A 241-nucleotide genomic window follows, 5' to 3' on the forward strand; every position below is an offset into this window, starting at 1 on the left:
TGAGCGGCAGTGCGGCGGCGGCGTTGGCTTCGGGATTGCGCGTCAGGCATTGGCCGAGCGCTACGACCGATCCGGGCGCCAAAACTGCATCGCCATCGACGAAGACGTACATATCGGCCTCGGGCGCCTCGCCGAGAACGAAGCGGTTCCAGCTGCGCGCCTTGCCGCCTTGTTCGTATTCGACCAGCCGGACGCCCCGCTCCGCATGATCGCGCACGATTGCGGCGGTCCGATCGCTGCT

1 pseudogene is annotated in these 241 nt (G+C 67.2%); it reads right to left on the reverse strand.

Annotated features, from left to right (window positions below):
* Positions 1-241, reverse strand: a pseudogene (locus A3736_RS17565) (family 2 glycosyl transferase); the annotation flags it as partial.

This window comes from Erythrobacter sp. HI0063 (genome assembly GCF_001635685.1).
GTDB lineage: Bacteria > Pseudomonadota > Alphaproteobacteria > Sphingomonadales > Sphingomonadaceae > Qipengyuania.